General features: G+C 65.5%; 13 protein-coding genes and 1 tRNA gene. 7 read left to right on the forward strand and 7 right to left on the reverse strand.

Annotation, left to right across the window (positions count from 1 at the left end):
• The 4 genes from SALLO_RS0108085 to SALLO_RS0108100 form a co-directional block, all read right to left on the reverse strand.
• Positions 1-1299, reverse strand: coding sequence for a GlmU family protein (locus tag SALLO_RS0108085; protein ID WP_022835802.1), 1299 nt, complete (start codon positions 1297-1299; stop codon positions 1-3).
• Positions 1300-1404: 105 nt separating this feature from the next.
• On the reverse strand, positions 1405-2076 hold the full coding sequence (locus SALLO_RS0108090) for a heme exporter protein CcmB (RefSeq protein ID WP_022835803.1): 672 nt from the start codon (positions 2074-2076) through the stop codon (positions 1405-1407).
• A gap of 9 nt (positions 2077-2085) precedes the next feature.
• Positions 2086-3312 carry a bifunctional alpha/beta hydrolase/OsmC family protein gene (locus SALLO_RS0108095; protein ID WP_022835804.1) on the reverse strand — a complete coding sequence of 409 codons (1227 nt, stop codon included), beginning with the start codon at positions 3310-3312 and terminating at the stop codon, positions 2086-2088.
• Between the two features lie 3 nt (positions 3313-3315).
• On the reverse strand, positions 3316-4095 hold the full coding sequence (locus SALLO_RS0108100) for a TatD family hydrolase (protein WP_022835805.1): 780 nt from the start codon (positions 4093-4095) through the stop codon (positions 3316-3318).
• Positions 4096-4196: 101 nt separating this feature from the next.
• Here SALLO_RS0108100 and SALLO_RS16100 point away from each other — a divergent pair, with 101 nt between their 5' ends.
• Complete coding sequence (locus SALLO_RS16100) at positions 4197-5474, forward strand: SpoIID/LytB domain-containing protein (RefSeq protein ID WP_169577905.1); 1278 nt, start codon at positions 4197-4199, stop codon at positions 5472-5474.
• 26 nt (positions 5475-5500) lie between these two features.
• Here SALLO_RS16100 and SALLO_RS16105 read toward each other — a convergent pair whose 3' ends face one another.
• Positions 5501-6304 carry an aspartate/glutamate racemase family protein gene (locus SALLO_RS16105; protein ID WP_022835807.1) on the reverse strand — a complete coding sequence of 268 codons (804 nt, stop codon included), beginning with the start codon at positions 6302-6304 and terminating at the stop codon, positions 5501-5503.
• Between the two features lie 189 nt (positions 6305-6493).
• On the opposite strand from SALLO_RS16105, the gene SALLO_RS0108115 reads away from it, so the two are divergent.
• The 3 genes from SALLO_RS0108115 to SALLO_RS0108125 all read left to right on the forward strand — a co-directional run bounded on the left by SALLO_RS0108115 (position 6494) and on the right by SALLO_RS0108125 (position 8388).
• Positions 6494-6567: transfer RNA gene (locus SALLO_RS0108115), tRNA-Gln, on the forward strand.
• A gap of 86 nt (positions 6568-6653) precedes the next feature.
• Complete coding sequence (locus SALLO_RS0108120; RefSeq protein ID WP_022835808.1) at positions 6654-7598, forward strand: ribose-phosphate diphosphokinase; 945 nt, start codon at positions 6654-6656, stop codon at positions 7596-7598.
• Between the two features lie 124 nt (positions 7599-7722).
• The gene (locus SALLO_RS0108125) at positions 7723-8388 is read left to right on the forward strand and encodes a 50S ribosomal protein L25 (protein ID WP_051141339.1); all 666 of its coding nucleotides are present in this window, start codon (positions 7723-7725) and stop codon (positions 8386-8388) included.
• An 81-nt stretch (positions 8389-8469) separates the two neighbouring features.
• Here SALLO_RS0108125 and SALLO_RS0108130 read toward each other — a convergent pair whose 3' ends face one another.
• Together SALLO_RS0108130 and SALLO_RS16110 are read right to left on the reverse strand one after the other, a co-directional pair.
• The gene (locus SALLO_RS0108130) at positions 8470-9618 is read right to left on the reverse strand and encodes a coproporphyrinogen-III oxidase family protein (RefSeq protein WP_022835810.1); all 1149 of its coding nucleotides are present in this window, start codon (positions 9616-9618) and stop codon (positions 8470-8472) included.
• Between the two features lie 34 nt (positions 9619-9652).
• Positions 9653-10657 carry a hypothetical protein gene (locus SALLO_RS16110; protein WP_022835811.1) on the reverse strand — a complete coding sequence of 335 codons (1005 nt, stop codon included), beginning with the start codon at positions 10655-10657 and terminating at the stop codon, positions 9653-9655.
• Between the two features lie 83 nt (positions 10658-10740).
• Between SALLO_RS16110 and SALLO_RS0108140 the strand changes: the two genes are divergently transcribed.
• From SALLO_RS0108140 to plsY, 3 genes are all read left to right on the forward strand, one after another.
• Positions 10741-11928 (forward strand): DNA double-strand break repair nuclease NurA, encoded by a 1188-nt coding sequence (locus tag SALLO_RS0108140; protein ID WP_022835812.1) that lies wholly within the window; start codon positions 10741-10743, stop codon positions 11926-11928.
• Between the two features lie 25 nt (positions 11929-11953).
• A complete protein-coding gene (locus SALLO_RS0108145) occupies positions 11954-12553 on the forward strand; it encodes a hypothetical protein (protein ID WP_022835813.1) in 600 nt (199 codons plus the stop codon).
• Positions 12554-12637: 84 nt separating this feature from the next.
• Positions 12638-13318 (forward strand): glycerol-3-phosphate 1-O-acyltransferase PlsY, encoded by a 681-nt coding sequence (plsY, locus tag SALLO_RS0108150; protein ID WP_022835814.1) that lies wholly within the window; start codon positions 12638-12640, stop codon positions 13316-13318.
• Positions 13319-13344: the final 26 nt, after the last annotated feature.

Raw genomic sequence — 13344 nt, forward strand, 5'->3', positions numbered from 1 at the left:
TTACATGCTGGACAAAGCCTCAGCACGCGCGTCGGTTGTCTCCTCAAAGAGGGTGCGCAGGAGCGCCTCGTCGGCCGCGTCAAAGGCCGTGTCGCGACGCGCCATCACGCGTTCGGCCACCGCCAGCGCCTTGGGCAGCCGGTACGTCGCAAAGCCGTGGTGCGCGCCGCCCCAGGCAAACGACGGGACGTAGCGCGGCAGAAAGTCGCCGCCAAACAGGTTGCAGCACGTACCCACGACGGTGCCCGTGTTAAACATCGTGTTGATGCCGCACTTGGAATGATCGCCCATGAACAGGCCCACAAACTGGCGCCCGGTATCTACCGGCGCGCGGGCGGCCGGGTCGTAAGCACGTACGGTGCCGTAGTCGTTTTTCAGATTGGAGGTGTTGGTGTCGGCCCCAAGGTTGCACCATTGCCCCAGGTATGCGTGCCCCAGGAAACCGGCGTGGCCTTTGTTGCTGAGGCACTGAATGATTGAATCGTGCACCTCGCCGCCCACCTTGCTCCAGTACCCGAAGGCCGCGTTTTCAATGTCGGCCTGCGGCTTGATCTGGCACTGCGGCCCCACGTACGCCGGCCCGCGCAGCAGCGCGTGGGCCTGAATGGTGGCGTTTTGGCCGATGTAGAGCGGCCCGCCGCTGGCATCGAGGATGGCACCGGGATGCACCGTCGCGCCGGGCGCGAGGTAGATGGCCTCGGGCCGCACGCCCACCGCGCTGGGATGCACCGTGGTGTTGGCGCGCTCGTGGATCGACTCCAGGATGTTGTACGGCCCGGTGCGCGCTTCAAAATCGCGGTGGAGCGCCGGGCGCAGCGTATCCAGCAAGTCCCACGGATGGGTGACGAGCGTCGCGCCGTCCACAAACGTGGGGGGCAGGCGATCGACCACGTCGGGTCCCAGGGCCTCGCGCTCCAGCACGTCGTCGGGCAGGCGTGCAGCGGCATCGGGGCACCACGCGGCCACCAGCACATCGTCTTGCAGGAAGGCCGCCGGCTCGGGCGATTGCGTGGCGCGCCGCACTTGTTGCAACAGCGGCCCTTCTTCGGCCACCCAGCGGCCGTTGACGAACAGCACATCGGCGCCGCCGGGCACAGCCGTGAAGGCCTCGGGATGCGCGCGCCGCGTGACGCCGCGCACCAGCGACCGGGCGTGTACGGCCGTGCCCCGCCCCTCAAACGCCTCCAGCGCCGTCTCGGCCAGGGTGCGGCCGCCCAGCCGCAGGTCGTACGCGGCCCGCGTGTTGACGAGCGGGCGCAGGTGCGGCACATGCGCATCCTCAAACAGACAGCAGATCATAAGCAGGCAGCAGCATCGATGTCCTGAAAAGCGGCGACGTAGCAGATGCAGCATACCCAAGCCGTGCCGAAGAATCCAGCCCGCCGGGCACAGCGCGGCCTGCGGTTAGTCGAGCCACACGTAATCGAAGAGGAGCGTGGCGGCCGAGAGCGTGGCCCCCGCAAAGCCCACGAGCGTGAGCAGCTCGTCTTGCGCGCTGTTCCACCCCAGCCCCAGAAAGGCGCTGCGCGTAGCGGCCACGCCCGACAGCAGCAGCGGCACGAGCACCGGCAGCAGGAGCACGGGCAAGAGCGGGCCCCGGCGCGCCGCCCGCGCAATGAGCGCCGCCAGCAAGGTCGTAGCCCCCGACAGCCCCAGCGCGCCCAGCGCTAGCGTTACAGCCAGCAAGCCCACGTCCTGCACCGTCACATCAAAAAAGAGCACAAAGAGGCCGGTGGAAAGCACCGTGAGGCCGGCCACCAAAAGCAACGTAAACAGCAGTTTGCCCGCAAACACCATGCTGCCCCGGGTGTTGAGCTGCAGAAGCAGCGTCGTGCCGCCTTCCTCCTCGGCCACAAACGAGCGCCCCAGCCCCACCGACGCCGAGAACAAGATGACAACCCACAGCAGCGCCGCCTCGACGCGCGCACTGAGGTCCGTGGGGCCCACGCCAAAAAGCAGCAGCAGCAACGTAGCGCTCACAAACATGCCCAGCATGTTCAGGGCGTAGCGATTGCGGAGCTCCACCCGCATATCTTTCCGAAAAACGGCCCACGCGCCGCGCCACCATGCCTGCATAAGCGCCTGTTACTCGTCGATGAGATGCGAGACGACGTTGATTTCGCTGGTGAGCGTGCGGTGCACCGGGCACTTGTTTGCAATCTCCAGCAGGCGCCCGCGTTGCTCGGCATCCAATGCGCCTTCCACCTGAATGGAGCGCGTGAGCCGGTCGATCTTGCCTTCCTCGGTCGCACACTCCTCACAATCCTCGGCGTGAATCTTTTCGTGCGTCACCGCCACCACGGCTTCCTCCAGCGGCCAGTCCTTGCGATCGGCATACATGCGCAGCGTCATGGACGTGCACGTGCCCAGCGCGGCCGCCAGCAGGTCGTACGGCGTGGGGCCGGTATCGGTGCCGCCCACGGATTCCGGCTCGTCGGCCGTGAATCGATGCGCGCCGGCGACTACATCGGTGCGGAAGCCCTCGGCCGGGGTGCGAGCCACGATGTGGGTGCCGTGAGACGCGGCGTCCTCGCCGTCACGATCCGACGTAGACGTGTCGATGTGGCGCGCGCCCCAGGCGGAAAGCACGCGGCCCACGAACGCGGCATCGGCCGGATCGGTGAGCAGATGCGAGGCCTGATCGAGCGACACAAAACTTTTGGGATGCTTGGCCGCGTCGTAGATCATGCGGGCATTCTCGATGCCCACGGTTTGGTCGACCGGCGAATGAAAGAGCAGCAGGGGCCGGTCGAGCGTGCGCACCACGTCGTCGGTGGACTGCCGGGCGAGGTCGTCCAGAAATTTCTTCTTGATGGTGAACGGGCGGCCCGCGAGGGTCACTTCCGCTGCGCCCTCTGCCGCGATGGTGTCCAATTCCTCCGTGAGCAGGTGTTTGATGTGCTCCGGATCGTAGGGCGCGCCAATAGTGGCCACCGCCTCAACGCTCGGAATCTGGTGTGCCGCGCGCAGCACCGCCGCGCCCCCCAGCGAGTGGCCAATGAGCAACTGCGGCGCCGCGTAGGCATCCGCGAGGAAGTCGGCCGCCGCCACGAGGTCTTCGATGTTGGACGAGAATGTGGTGTCGGCAAAGTCGCCCGCGCTCTCGCCCAGGCCCGTAAAGTCGAACCGCAGCACGGCGAAGCCCTCCTCCACGAGCGTCCGGCTGATGGCGCCAACGGCCTTCAGGTCTTTCGAGCAGGTGAAGCAGTGCGCAAAGAGCACCACCGCGCGGGGCGGCGCGGGCGGCCGGTCGAAGCGGGCGGCGAGGGACGTACCATCGGCGTTTGGAAACGTGACTTTCTCAAAGAGCATAGGTCAGTTGAGATTGTAGATGCGGCGGGCATTGGCAGTCGTTACACGGGCCACGGTGTCGAGCGGTACATCTTTTAGCGCGGCCACGTGCTCCGCTACGTGTCGCACAAAGGCCGGTTCGTTACGCTGCCCGCGCTTGGGCTCGGGGGCCAGGTAGGGCGCATCGGTTTCCAGCACCAGATGCTCCAGCGGGATTTCACGCACATGGGCGCCCACGTCGCTGTTGGAGAAGGTGGCAATGCCGCCAATGCCCAGCATGAACCCCAGATCTGTGGCGCGCGCGGCCACATCGGGCGGATCTACAAAACAGTGCAGGATGCCACGCAGGCGCTCGGGATGGGCGTGCGCGGCGCGCTCTTCTTCCAGCAGGCGCAGCACATCGGCGGTGGCCTCGCGGTTGTGGATGATGAGCGGGAGGTCGGCCGTCATGGCCAGGCGGATGTGGCGGCGAAAGAACTTGTGTTGCCGGTCATCGAACGAGCGGTCCCAGTAGTAGTCGAGGCCGCTCTCGCCCACCGCCACCACATGCGGGTCGTCGCACCACGCGCGCACCGCCGCAAAATCGTCGTCGGTGGCGGTTTCGGTTTCCGACGGGTGAAGCGCGGCCATCGCGTAGAGGCCCTCGTGGGCCCGCGACAGCTCCACCGCCTGCTCGATAGATGGCACGTCAATGGCGGGCTGCACGATGGTGTGCACCCCGGCCGCCCGGGCGCGTTCGAGCACCGCCGCGCGGTCGTCGTCGAAGCGATCGAGGTAAACGTGCGCGTGGGTATCGATGAGCATAGCCGAAAAATGCGTGGACAAGGGCCGTGACGTTTGGAAAATGGCACGCGGCTCCTTAAGTTACCAACTCACGACTGATTTTCATCGAATGCGTGTTTCCTGTGGTGGCTTTCGTTTCTCGTACTCGTGCCGCGCGCGCTGTGGGCGTTCTCGTGGGCCTGCTGCTGTGCCTCCGGCCGGCCGCGGCGCAACTGCCGGAGGGCGCACAACAGGTGCGCGTGCGGCTGCTGCACGGAGTGCGTGTGGAGCGCGTGGACGTGCAAGCCACCGGCGGCGACCTTACGGTGACGCTGCCCGACCTGTCCACCGATCCGCTATTGCGCATTGACGCTGGCGAGACGGCCACCATCAGCCGGCGCGGGGGCGAGCTGGCGCTTGCCCATGGCGACCGGTGGATTTATGCCCGCGCACTCAAAATCTCGGGGGCAACGCTTTCGTTGACGCCCAGCGCAGGCGCGGCCCGCGCATATACCGGCGCGCTCTACATCACGCCCGAGGGCAACGCCCTGCAGCTCGTCAACGAAGTGCCGTTGCCCGACTACGTAGCGAGCGTGGTGGCCAGCGAGTATCCGTTTAAGGACGAAGCCGGCGCCCGCGCCATGGCGGTTGTGGCGCGCACCTACGCCCTGCGCGCCACGGGCAAGTTCAGCGGATCGTACGACCATGTGGACGGCACCGCCTCGCAGGTGTACAAGGGCGTGTCGGCCGTTACGGCGACGGCGCGCGACGCCGCCCAGGACACCCGCGGCGAGGTGGTCACCTACGATGGCGAACTCATCGCAGCGGTCTATTTTTCGTCCAGCGGCGGCCACACGGCCGACAACGAGGACGTGTGGGATGCCGACGAAGTGCTCCCGTACCTGCGCGGGCGGCCCGACCCGTACGATAAGCCGTCGCCGCATCATCGGTGGACGGCCCGCGTGTCGCGTCCGGCCGTGCTGCGCGCCCTCTCGGCCCACTACAACATCGACGTGCAGGGCTTTTACCTGGGCGACCGCAGCGAGGACGGACGGCTCATGTTCTTCAAACTGCTCAAGCCCAATGGGCAAACGACCCGCGTGCAGGCCAACGACTTTCGCCTGGCGGTAAACAACGGCGTCTCGGGCGCGCCGCTCAAGAGCACGTGGTTCGATGCCCGCCGCAGCGGCGACACGTACGTCATTGAGGGCCGCGGCTACGGCCACGGCGTGGGCCTCGCGCAGTGGGGCGCGCACGTCATGGCGCAGCGCGGCCACTCGTACCGCGAGATCCTAACCTTCTACTACGACGGTGTCTCTATCACCACGTTAGAGAACGTGCCGCAGGCCCCGGTGGCCAACGCCCCGAAGCCCCTGGCCGATCGCCCCACCGAGGAGACGCGCCGCCGCATTGGCTGGTAGCAAGTCGACAGCATGCTGAACCGCCGTCACGGCGTGGTGGCGTAGGCGGCATAGTGCGGCGCCAGGGGACGCAGGTGCTCCGGGTGTACCGCCTCGATGAGCGCGCGCGCCACGATTTCTGTCGGATCGATGAGCGGCAGGTCCAACTCTCCTACCAGCGGAGCCAGCGGCAGCTCGGTGCAGCCCAGCACCACCGCATCGGCGCCTTTCTCGCGGAGATGATCGATGGCGTAGAGCAGCTGCTTGCGCGCCTTGGGCGTCACCGGATTGCTGTGCGCCTTCAGGCCGTACGTTTCGTCGAAGATCGTTTGGTTCACGACCTCTTTTTGGATGGCCGTGTCGGGCGTTACCACCTCGAAGCCCGCGGCTTCCATCGGGCGGCGGTGCAGGCCCAGCTCGTACACCGCAAGCGTGGAGAGCGTCCCCACACAGCCGATGTCGGGCAGGTGCGTTTGCATAAAGCGCACCGTCTCGTCGATCATGTGCAGCATGCGAATGGAATGGCCCGTGCGCGCAACCTCCTCGCACATCACGTCGAAGATCGCCGGGGCATGCGCCGTGTTGCATGGCACGGCCCCCACCACGGCACCCACACGGTCGAGCTGGCGCGCAATGGCGGCCATGGCGTACGCCGGATTTTCGTCGGTTTGCCCAAACAGGAAGGTGCTTCGGTCAATGATGCGCTCCGGGTACGAGAGCAGGGCCACCGGCAGGTGCTCCTGGTCGATGCGGGCGTCGGTCTGATCGAAAATCTTGCGAACCAGGTCGAGGCCTGCGTGCGGCCCCATGCCGCCAAGCACGCCAATGACTTCCTTCGTGGGCTGCGCCATAAAACGAATGCCGTTAGGTTGAACATCGAACGGTCGTGCAACGGAGCGACCCAAACGGATGATTCGGCCCGCGGCGCAATGTAAATCCTTGGCGAAACCAGCGCGGTTCACCGAATTTCATGAACTCGGAGGCGCGCCTGCGGTTGACAGCGTCGCGTGCTTTTGCTACCGTATAGCAGCATTCCATACTGCCCGGTCGTCTAATGGCAGGACAGCGGCCTTTGGAGCCGTCAGTGGTGGTTCGAATCCACCCCGGGCAGCCAACTGCGTTTCGCATCCTGTGTCTCTCCCATCGAGGCACAGGATTTTTTTCGGCCCACGCTCTCTTGTGCCCACGCCCCCAGCCTCCATGCCTGCTTCCTCCGACAGCCGCGTTGTCATCTTCGGGGGCCGCTCGAACCCGGCGCTCGCCCGCCGCATCGCGGCCTCGTATGGCACCTCCCTCGGCGACGTGACGATCCGCGAATTTGCCGACGGCGAGATCTATGTGAGCTACGGCGAGTCGATTCGCGGCGCGGATGTCTTCATCATACAGAGCACCCATCCGCACGCCGACAACTGGATGGAGCTGCTCCTTATGATTGACGCGGCCAAGCGGGCCTCCGCGCGGCAGGTGACGGCCGTCATTCCGTACTTTGGCTATGCCCGCCAGGAGCGGAAAGACCAGCCGCGCGTGTCGATTGCGGCCAAGCTGATGGCCAACATGCTCACCACCGCGGGCGCCGACCGCGTGCTGACGATGGAGCTGCATGCCCCGCCCATCCAGGGCTTTTTTGATGTGCCGGTCGACCACCTGTACGGCTCGGGCGTGCTCATCGATCATGTGCGCGCCTACGAGCTGGAAAACTTCGTGGTGGTTGCGCCCGATGTGGGCGCCCTCAAGATGGCGCGGGCCTACGCGCAGAAGCTGAACGCGAACATTGCGCTGATTGACAAGCGCCGCCCGCGCCAAAACGAGGCGCGCGTCATGAACATCATTGGCGACGTCGAGGGCATGAACGTCATGCTGATCGACGACATCGTGGACACGGCGGGCACGCTCACCCGCGCCGCCACCGCCCTCCGCGAAGCCGGCGCCCTCGACATCATGGCCGCCTGCACGCACGCGCTCCTCTCGGGGCCGGCCTACGAGCGCATCGAAGCCTCGCCGTTAGAGCGCCTCATCATCACCGACACCATTCCGCTGAAGCGCCCGTCCGACAGCATCGAAGTGGTTTCGGTGGCCGGCCTGTTTGCCAAAGCCATTCGCCACATCTACACCAACCAGTCGGTGTCCACCCTTTTCAAGGATTAACGCAGGCCTCACGTCGCCGCAGGAACTCCACCGCGGCGGTGTGCCTACGAACTGTTCTGACAACCGGCCGCGCCTCGGCCACCCGACGTGCTGTGCACCAACGATTGAACCGAACCGTTTCATCATGGAAGCCATAACCCTCGAAGCCCAACCGCGCGAAACCGGCAAGAAGGCCACGCAAGCGGTCCGCAAGAACGACCACGTCCCCTGCATCCTCTACGGTTCGGATACGGACCCGGTGCCCTTCCAGGTGCCCACGGTGCAGATGGAGAAGTTGCTCTACCGCCGCACGTCGAACGTGGTGGAAGTGAGCGTAGACGGCCAAGCGTGGAACTGCATCCTCAAGGACTACGACCTGCATCCGGTTACCGACCACCCGCAGCACGTCGACTTTCAAGTGCTCCGCGAGGGCCACAAGATTACGCTCACGGTGCCCATCCGCTACCAGGGCATTCCGGAGGGCCAGAAGAACGGCGGCGATACGCAATTTATCGTGCGTGAGGTCACCATCTCGTGCCTGCCGTCGAACATCCCGACGGCCATTGAGATCGACATCTCGCACCTTGCCATTGGCGACTCCATCCACGTCTACGACCTGGACAAGGAGTTCGACTACAAGATGGCGGACGGCCAGACCCTCGTAACCGTTGTGGCGCCGCACATCGAAACGACCACCACCGAGGCGGCCGAAGAGGAGGAGCTCGAAGAAGGCGAAGAGCTGCCCGAAGGCGAAGAGGGCGAAGAGCTGCCCGAAGGCGAGGAAGGCGAAGCGGGAACCGAAGAAGCCTAGAAACTGCAACATCCAACAGATCCCGCGAAGCGGCCGCTCTGCCTATCGGAGCGGCCGCTTTGTTATGGTGGATACGCAGCGTTACGCCTCAACCGACGCCGTCACCCCACGCAGCAGGCGCTCGGCAATGCCATCGGCCACGAGCCGCCCATCGGGCGTGAGACGCACACAAGGAGCCGACGGATCGAGCGGTTCGATGAGGTCACCCGCCACCAGCTGATCGAGCAGGTGCGGATGCGTGGCCTGAAGGTCTACGCCGTAGCGCTCGCGGAGCACGCGCAGGTCGAGCCCCTCCAGCGTCCGCAGGCGCAGCAGCATGTACTCCTCGGCGCGCGCCGTGCGCGGAACCACCTCCCGAAACGAGATGGGCGCGTACGGCTCCCCGAGCAGCCGGCAGTACTCGTCAACATCCTGGACGTTGGCCCACCGGCGCGCCGGTTGCTCGTCGGTTTGCGCGGGCCACCAAAATGAATGCGCCGACGGCCCCACGCCGAGGTAGCTGCCGTGCGCGTAGTAATTCTCCTGATGCAACGAGCGGTGCCCGTCGCGGGCAAAGTGCGTGAGCTCGTACGGCGCATAGCCCTCGTCGTCCAAGAAGCGCATGGCATACGACAGGCGTTTGCCGTGCCGCACCGGGTCGTCCTCGGGCTCGGGGTTCCACTCGATCAGCGCCACGTGCGGCACGTGCATGCGGCGGACGTGGTTGAGGTTACCCTTCCAGTAATCGCTCGACTGCTCCCGCCATCCAAAGAGCAGGTCAACCGAAAGCGTTTCGAAGCCGGCTTGCTCGGCATGGTGCACCGCGTCTTGCGCCTGTGCGGCCGAATGCTCGGCCTGCAGGGCCGCGAGGTCGTCGGCAAAGAACGAGAGCACCGACAGGCTCACGCGGTCGAACCCCAGGCCGTGCACCGCCTGCAGGTAGTCGAGCGACGCATCGGCCGGATGGACCTCCAGCGTGGCCTCTTGGATGAGCGACGCATCGAACACATCGAGCACGGTGGTTACCAGCGCGCGCATCGCGGGGACCGGCAGCAGCGACGCCCGAGCGCCTCCCACGTACAACGACTTCACCGGCGCCTCGTCGTGATAGCGGGCCGCGTAAATTTCCAGCTCCCGCGTCACCGCCTCCACGTATGCATCAAAGGCGGTCGCGTCGGTCGGCACCTGATAGCTCTCGTCGTACGGGGCACGCGTACGACAAAACGGGACATGGATATACAGGCCGGCCACAGCAACAAGCTACGATGGGAAACGAACGGCGCACCTACGACGGCAAAGGATCCTGCTCCTTCCACTGCTTAATTTCGACGTGCTCTTGGATAAGGTCAAGCGACTGAATGAGCATGGACCGTGAAAGCCGGCTGAGGCGCTTGTCATAGTCGCTCATCAGCACCGCATCCGTCGAGATCGTGGCAATGTGGCCCAGCACGACGTCGTTCTCGGGCGAGGCCACATCGGCCACCATCTGGTCGATGACGCGATACACAATGTCGCTGATGGCATGTTCGAGCAAGGTGCTTATCGTGCCGCCCACGCCCGGAATGCTCGCAATCGTGCCAATCTCGCGATTTTCGGACACGGCCTTCGCAATCACGCCATCAAGATACGTGCGAAAGTCCTCCTGATACTCCATGTACGCCTGCGCGGTGGCCTGCTGCAGCCGCTGCGTCACAATCTCGGTGAGCACGTCGCGCTGCGGCACAATGGCTTCGTTTACGATCTGCTCCGTCACCGGATGGCCTTCCCGAATGCCGTCTTTTACGCTCTCCAAGATGCGGGCGGCCACCCGGTCGGTAATCTCCTCGATGAGGGCCGCCCAGTACCGCAGCGCCGTCTGGTACACCGCCAGCTGCCGCACGTCAATCCACCCCAGGCGTTGCAGCTTGGGCACCATTGCAATGATGCGTAGCAGGCGCAGCGACCGGAGCGAGCCCACCGGAATGCACCCGAGCACGTCGTACCAGTGCGCAAACGGATAGTACCACCAGCGCTCGTAGGTGCCGCGCCGGATGGCCACGATCCACCGCACTGTAATTTCTACGATGAAGATCGAGACGAACCCCAGGTCGTACAAAATGAAATGCTCGTGCACGTACGTGCCATAGAACGCGTAAACGTTGGGGGCGTAGGCACTCAAAAGCCGTTGCACCGACGGCATGGTGTAGAGCCAGTCCACTGCGAGCAACGCCAGGTTGGCGCTAATAAGCACGAGCATGACACCATCGAGGACGAGCAGCCAGCGGGCCCGTTGAGAGTCGGTTGCAGCCATAAACACCACGCATCGTTCAGAAGAAACGGTCGATACAATATCGCAGAGCGCACGCCAAGATGAAACGCCGTTTGTAGCCGCCTATGCTGGATCTCCGGAAATTACACGAGCAACTGGCGGACTTCCGCACGCACGAGCGCACCATGCGCGACCGGCGGACCGAGCAGCTGGCTCGGGCCCGTGCGGCATTGGAAGCCTGCGCCGGCGCCGACTGGGCCGCGCTGCGCGACCGCGTGCAGGCCTGCGATCCAAGTCCGCTGGTGGCCGAGCTGCGCGACGACCCGACGGCGCGGTACGCGGCACCCGAGCGGCCCACGCCGCTCACCATCGTCGCGGCCGACGGGTCTCAGATCTACCCCGACCGCCACGTGGAGCCCACGTTCTTTCTGCTCAACATCAGCAAAATTGCGTTTCAGTACGGCACAACCGAACCACCGGTGCTGGATGCCGTGCCGGATTTGCACTTCCGCGAGCGCCTCGACGCCCACTTCGATGCAACCCTGGGCAGCGTAACGACCGAGGTGGTATCGGCGCTGCGCGACGAGGCCGAGCTGCGCATGCTGCTTGATACGGCGCGCGACGCCATCTGCGACGGCCGCCCGCTCGTGGCCCTTGCCGATGGCACGCTCATCCGCTGGATGCTGCGCGGCATGCGCAACCGCGCCGTCGAAGAGGAGCTCATCGCGCGTTATGCCTCCATGCTGCGCTCCTTCCGCGACGAGGCCCTGCCGCTGGCCTCGTACATCAGCCGCCCCGCGAACACCGAGGTGGTCAACTTTTTGCGCGTCGTGCTGGCCGAGATTGGCGCGCTGACGCCGCTTGTTGACACCGGCGCGGTGCCCGAGGGCGCGCCGCTAGAGGGCCTGCTCGATCGCACGCTCATGCAAGCGGTGTTGGATGTCGGCGAGCGCTCGGCGGTCTTTCAATCGACCTCGCACATTCAAGCCTCGTACGAGGCCGAAAGCGCCATCTGCTACGTGTACGTCAAGATCCCGGTGGGAGCGCACCGCAGCGAGATTGCGCGCATCGAGTGCCCGCGCTGGGTGGCCGACGCCCCGGCGCTGCTCGACACCATTCACGCGCTGGTGCTGGATGAATGCCAGAAGGGAGACGGCTACCCGATTGCGCTGTCTGAGGCCCACGAGCGCGCGGTGGTGCGCGCACCGGAGCGCGAGGCGTTCTTCCGCCTGCTCGACCGCACCTTCCGGCGCGATGGCCTGCCCGCCCAGGGCTCGCGCAAGCGCTTCAGCAAGCAGCGGCCCCGCGTGTAGCTTCCCCTCCATTCCTTGTTGTGCTATGCCTACCGATCCGTTTGGCGAAGTTGTAGAATCGACCACCCGACAGTTTACCGCCGAGGTGTACGCCGCGGCCGACCCGCCCGCGTTTGGCTCGTGGGTGATGGTGCCGGCCGACGATGGCGCCTCGTTGTACGGCCTGGTGAGCCATGTGGCCGTAGGCAGCTACGACGGCAACCGGCAGGCCGTGGCGCTGGGCCTTTCGGCGGAAGAGCGGAAGCGCGAGTTGCCCATGGTGCAAGAGCTCCTGCGCACCACGGTGCGCGCGCAAATCCTGGCGTATCGGCGGGGCCCCAACGCGCCCCTCCACCAAACGCTCCCCGCGCACCCGCCCGCCATGCATGCGTTTGTTGAGGCGTGCCCCGAGGACGCGGTGGCCGCGCTGGGCGCCCCGTACGACTTCCTCCGCACGCTCGTGCGGCACCCGGACCCCGCCGTGCCGGTCGACGACCTTCTGGTGGCCGTGCTGCAGCGCACCTACGCGGCCCACGGCGGGGCGCACGGCGGCCGCGATGCGCTCGTAACGGCCGGGCGGGCCCTCAGCCGGCTGCTGGACGACGACCACGAGCGGCTGCAGTCCATTTTGCGCCGCGTGTTGTAACACCGGCCTGCAGCGCTGCAGAATCCATTGCCCGGCCGTGCCCGTACGTCTACGGTCGATTCTTTTGCACAACCCCACACCCGCATGCTTTCTCTGGCCGTCATCCTTGTATTGAGCTACCTGGTGGGCTCCATTCCCGGAAGTGTTTGGGCCGGCAAAGCGCTGTACGGCATTGACGTACGCGAGCATGGCAGCGGCAATGCCGGCGCCACCAACACGTTTCGGGTGGTGGGGTGGAAGGCGGGCGTGCTGTCTACGGTTATCGACATGGGCAAGGGCGCGCTGGCGGCAGGCGGCTTTGCGCGGTGGATTCGCATCGACGCGCTGCCTATGTTTGGCGGCTGGGATGCACTCACCATCGTGGGGCTTCTCGCGGGCCTCGCGGCGGTGCTGGGGCACATGTTTCCGATCTGGGCGCGCTTTCAGGGCGGCAAGGGCGTGAATACGGCCGCGGGCATTCTGCTGGCCCTCTCGCCCATCTCCACCCTGCTTACGATGGCCGTTTTTCTCATCGTGCTGCTCACCTCGCGCTACGTGTCGCTGGCCTCCATGACCGGCGCGGTGGCCTTCCCCACCATCGTGGCGCTGCGGCGGTACGTGTTTGAAGCCGACGAGCCGCTGAGCCTGCTTCTCTTCGGAATCGTCGTTGCAGTCGCCATCATCGCGGCGCATCAATCGAACATTAAGCGCCTGTTGGCGGGCAACGAGAACCGGGTTGGATCATTCAAACCGGCGCAAGGGATGCACGGGCGCGGCGAAATTTGAGCGCGCCTCCACTGGCTTCTACGATC

Origin of the sequence: Salisaeta longa DSM 21114 (assembly GCF_000419585.1) — a bacterium.
In the GTDB taxonomy this organism is placed as follows: domain Bacteria; phylum Bacteroidota; class Rhodothermia; order Rhodothermales; family Salinibacteraceae; genus Salisaeta; species Salisaeta longa.